Genomic DNA, 5124 nt, shown 5'->3' on the forward strand with positions numbered 1-5124 from the left:
GATTTGCAACACTAAGATAAGTGAAAAATCTGACATGGCAAAATCCTGAGCAACTTTTTGTTGCTCAGGAACTTATAAATAAAGTTAAATCAAAGTGTTGCGGAATTAAGGATCGTTATGCGGCAGTAATAATATACATATTAATACGAGTTAGTAATCCTGTAGTTCTCATATGCTACGAGGAGGTATTAAAAGGTGCGTTTCGACAATGCATCTACTGTAGTATATTATTGCTTAATACAAATGAATATTATAAATTTAGGAATTCTTGCTCACATTGATGCAGGAAAAACTTCCGTAACCGAGAATCTGCTGTTTGCCAGTGGAGCAACGGAAAAGTGCGGCCGTGTGGATAATGGTGACACCATAACGGACTCTATGGATATAGAGAAACGTAGAGGAATTACTGTCCGGGCTTCTACGACATCTATTATCTGGAATGGAGTGAAATGCAATATCATTGACACTCCGGGACACATGGATTTTATTGCGGAAGTGGAGCGGACATTCAAAATGCTTGATGGAGCAGTCCTCATCTTATCCGCAAAGGAAGGCATACAAGCGCAGACAAAGTTGCTGTTCAGTACTTTACAAAAGCTGCAAATCCCGACAATTATATTTATCAATAAGATTGACCGTGCCGGTGTGAATTTGGAGCGTTTGTATATGGATATAAAAACAAATCTGTCGCAAGATGTCCTGTTTATGCAAACTGTTGTCGATGGATCGGTTTATCCGGTTTGCTCCCAAACATATATAAAGGAAGAATACAAAGAATTTGTATGCAACCATGACGACGATATATTAGAACGATATTTGGCGGATAGCGAAATTTCACCGGCTGATTATTGGAATACGATAATCGCTCTTGTGGCAAAAGCCAAAGTCTATCCGGTGCTACATGGATCAGCAATGTTCAATATCGGTATCAATGAGTTGTTGGACGCCATCTCTTCTTTTATACTTCCTCCGGCATCAGTCTCAAACAGACTTTCAGCTTATCTCTATAAGATAGAGCATGACCCCAAAGGACATAAAAGAAGTTTTCTAAAAATAATTGACGGAAGTCTGAGACTTCGAGACGTTGTAAGAATCAACGATTCGGAAAAGTTCATCAAGATTAAAAATCTAAAGACTATTTATCAGGGCAGAGAGATAAATGTTGATGAAGTGGGTGCCAATGATATCGCGATTGTAGAGGATATGGAAGATTTTCGAATCGGAGATTATTTAGGTGTTAAGCCTTGTTTGATTCAAGGATTATCCCATCAGCATCCCGCTCTCAAATCCTCCGTCCGGCCAGACAAGCCCGAAGAGAGAAGCAAGGTGATATCCGCTCTGAATACATTGTGGATTGAAGACCCGTCTTTGTCCTTTTCCATAAACTCATATAGTGATGAATTGGAAATCTCGTTATATGGTTTGACCCAAAAGGAAATCATACAGACATTGCTGGAAGAACGATTTTCCGTAAAGGTCCATTTTGATGAGATCAAGACTATCTACAAAGAACGACCTATAAAAAAGGTCAATAAGATTATTCAGATCGAAGTACCACCCAACCCTTACTGGGCCACAATAGGGCTGACTCTTGAACCCTTACCGTTAGGGGCAGGGTTGCAAATCGAAAGTGACATCTCCTATGGTTATCTGAACCATTCTTTTCAAAATGCCGTTTTTGAAGGGATTCGTATGTCTTGCCAATCTGGTTTACATGGATGGGAAGTGACAGATCTGAAAGTAACTTTTACTCAAGCCGAGTATTATAGCCCGGTAAGTACACCTGCTGATTTCAGACAGCTGACCCCTTATGTCTTCAGGCTGGCCTTGCAACAGTCAGGTGTGGACATTCTCGAACCGATGCTCTATTTTGAGTTGCAGATACCCCAAGCGGCAAGTCCCAAAGCTATTACAGATTTGCAAAAAATGATGTCTGAGATTGAAGACATCAGTTGCAATAATGAGTGGTGTCATATTAAAGGGAAAGTTCCATTAAATACAAGTAAAGACTACGCCTCAGAAGTAAGTTCATACACTAAGGGCTTAGGTGTTTTTATGGTTAAGCCATGCGGGTATCAAATAACAAAAGGCGGTTATTCTGATAATATCCGCATGAACGAAAAAGATAAACTTTTATTCATGTTCCAAAAATCAATGTCATCAAAATAATGGAGCGGTCAGGGAATTAATATAAGACGCTGTGGCGACAGGAGCGTGAGGCAGTGCGCCGGGCGTATTACCTCACACAACCTTATCACCACCGCTTGCGTCCAAATGATGTGATAATTCAGGCGATAAGCCGTGTCAGTGGCCCGCGGATCCACAAACACGGCACATCGCCTTGTGCTGTTTATCGGTTGCCCGACTGATTCCGTGCTGCACACCGATTCAGCTTCGGGCAGTTCTGATTTTGGATATGATGCCCGGCTGAAGCCGGAGGCGGCGACAACGCCAGAGCAAAGCGAGGGCAAGCCTTCGCCCGACTCTCGCGTTGTCGCCTCTCTTTGGAATATCTGTCTGCAAACGATGACTGTGGCCGCTTCAAGGCTGGCACTTTGAAACGGCAACGGTCAAAGGTGGCCGGTTCTTTCCCTTGAAGATTTTGAGCCTCGGCAGGGACAGGCGTTTTGGCGTGCGAAGTTACTGCGTCCGGGAGGACCGTCAAGTGACGCTACGCTTGTGGTCGGCGTCCGCACTCGTGAGCCTCCACAAATTCTTCTCGTGCCTCAAACAATTTGGGTATCCCTCGCTTGCCGCTGACTACACACTTGCCTTATCCTCCCTTTATGGCCGCAGTCGTGGAACAGCACGAAAAACGGCCAGCCCTGCCGGAGAAGCTCAAAGAGCTTCAAACAAAAGGGAGAAAAATTAACTCAAACGCTCAAACATTAAAGGACTATGCACAGCACTATTTATCAAATCAGCACCGAGCCGATAGTCGAGAACGACTATCTGAACAGTGACCGTATAGTGGCAGGAGAAAACGCCTCTATATCCTATTTGTACGAAAACTCCGAGGACGGACGCAAGTTCGACATCCGCTTTCTTCTTGAACATATACTGCCGAAAGGTATGTTTACGCCCATCGAAGAAAGCACCCTTACCTACAATGGTGGCTTCGCAATGTGGCGAAAATCCCATTTCGACAACATCAAGGCTATATCTGCCGAACTTACCCCTGCAAACGTGATGAAATGGAACGGACCAATAGGGCAACTGAAAAAAGCCATTATCAATCCGCTTGGCGTTGACGCTCTTTTCGTGACCGAGTTCTATGACGGTGCAGGCACGGCTGAACGCTCCGCTGACCTAATGGATATTATCGCCCGACTGAAAAAGGGCGATAGACTATACATCGGAGCAATATTAGGGTATCACAACTAAAAACATACAGTCTGGAGTTCTTTATAGAGCCTATCCCGACATGGGCGTTATGCTATCTAATCAACGAAGACCCGACAGGGTTGACAGACGATGAAATTGCGATGATTGACAAATGGTATACCGACAACAAAGTGCAGACCGTCACCACCGCTTCCGAAGCAGAGGGAGAGTGCAACCCATATTTCTCCCATTTCCCTGCTTTCGGACTACCTGCCGAGGTTACTGACTGCCATGTGATGACATTGTAACCATTATCTCACGAAAGTCAAACGATATCCAAATCATACGGATATGAAATACGAAGATGTGTCAGCGATATTATATCGCAATCATGGTGTTTTCGACATCACCACGCCCTTTGGCACTCAACGCCGACGTTTGTTCCTCTCCACTGAAAGTAAGGTATGTGAGTTTGCTAAACGCTCTCGCAGGAGAGGCTATCCGATACAGCCAAACGAAATCAAATGTTGGCTGTCAATCTCCAAAGTGACAAAACCGACAACGAATATAGTAGCCAAATTCCAACGCTATGCCTCGCGTGCAACTTTTCCGTCTGCATTTGTTCGCAAGTGTCTTGAAGCTGACCCGACAAAGGACTGCTACGAGAACCGCCTTACCACCGGCACTCGCATCGACGGAGAGATAATATCCCTTGACGCTATCTCCAGATATAACCATTGGGCGGTGGGACAGTTCAGAAAGGCTCTCAAAGAACGGCGCAACTTTAATTCCGGGACATTCACTTTCCGTGGTTATGACGGTTCCCTATGGATTGAGGTCAAGCAAAAGGACGATAACTATAACTACTATAAAGCCGGAGATATTGCCGCAGGCTTCAGTAAAGAGTATCGTGGCTGTGCCAACGGATATTACTATGCCCTGATTGATGATGAACATTTTATCGGGATTGATATAGACTGAATTATAAACAGCACCCTGCAATCCTCATGGAGAGCAGGGTGCATAAAACCGAAAGATATATGACAACGACTGAAATCAACTACAAGGGCATGGACTATACCTGCCGTATCGTTACAAGCAACGAGGGCGAGAGCCTTATTATCGGTGGACTGGAATTGCTTGACGTACTTATGCCTTATCCAATCACCGACAAATGCAACGGCTTCGCCGACAAGGAAGCGGAGCGTGTCGATGAAGAAATCTTCTACTATACCTCCGAAAGTGATTTGAAGCTGCCCGACAACGAACTTGTCGCAATACTTAGCGAGAGCAACCCCGATTGGTTTGACTGAAAATCCAAATGGCTTCCAAGCCGGAATGTCACAGCGACCACCGAGCCGTCCTGCAACCACGCGGGGCGGCTTTTGCTCGTCACCTCACAAAAGCCGCGTCTATGGAAAACTACAAAGCCCCCCGACATCACGCCGGGAGCTTATAGTCTTAGCATGATTAGCTGTTATCTGCGGAAATAATCTGCGAAAATAATTCCGGCTATAATTTGTTGGGGTGGAAAAAAATAACTAATTTTGTGGTCACCATGCGGCAGTAATAATATACATACCAACACGAGTTAGGAATCCTGTAGCTCTCTCATGCTACGACGAGGTATTAAAAGGTGCGTTCCGACAACGCATCTAATGCAGTATATTATTGCTTAATCCAAATGAACCTCAAATCCGCAACTATCATTCAATACACGATTAAGGGTAGATTTATGAGTCGTTAGTAGTAGCTTTCAGTAAAAAGCAACAGCACAACATCAATATGTAGCCACCATCC

The 5124-nt window shown here is 44.5% G+C and carries 5 protein-coding genes; all 5 read left to right on the plus strand.

Going from position 1 to position 5124, the window contains the following annotated elements; genetic code table 11:
• Positions 1–243 precede the first annotated feature (243 nt).
• The 5 genes from tet(Q) to ACTQ16_RS16360 all read left to right on the plus strand — a co-directional run bounded on the left by tet(Q) (position 244) and on the right by ACTQ16_RS16360 (position 4637).
• Positions 244–2169: a tetracycline resistance ribosomal protection protein Tet(Q) gene (tet(Q), locus tag ACTQ16_RS16340; protein WP_441938498.1), complete on the plus strand. Its 1926-nt coding sequence runs from the start codon at positions 244–246 to the stop codon at positions 2167–2169.
• Positions 2170–3072: 903 nt separating this feature from the next.
• On the plus strand, positions 3073–3384 hold the full coding sequence (locus ACTQ16_RS16345) for a hypothetical protein (RefSeq protein WP_441938500.1): 312 nt from the start codon (positions 3073–3075) through the stop codon (positions 3382–3384).
• A gap of 11 nt (positions 3385–3395) precedes the next feature.
• On the plus strand, positions 3396–3632 hold the full coding sequence (locus ACTQ16_RS16350) for a DUF6926 domain-containing protein (protein ID WP_278967686.1): 237 nt from the start codon (positions 3396–3398) through the stop codon (positions 3630–3632).
• 43 nt (positions 3633–3675) lie between these two features.
• Positions 3676–4305 (plus strand): hypothetical protein, encoded by a 630-nt coding sequence (locus ACTQ16_RS16355; protein WP_278967683.1) that lies wholly within the window; start codon positions 3676–3678, stop codon positions 4303–4305.
• A 59-nt stretch (positions 4306–4364) separates the two neighbouring features.
• A complete protein-coding gene (locus tag ACTQ16_RS16360; protein WP_278967684.1) occupies positions 4365–4637 on the plus strand; it encodes a hypothetical protein in 273 nt (90 codons plus the stop codon).
• Positions 4638–5124 lie beyond the last annotated feature (487 nt).

The organism is Prevotella sp. LCP21S3_D2 (assembly GCF_052118345.1).
Taxonomy (GTDB): Bacteria; Bacteroidota; Bacteroidia; order Bacteroidales; family Bacteroidaceae; genus Prevotella.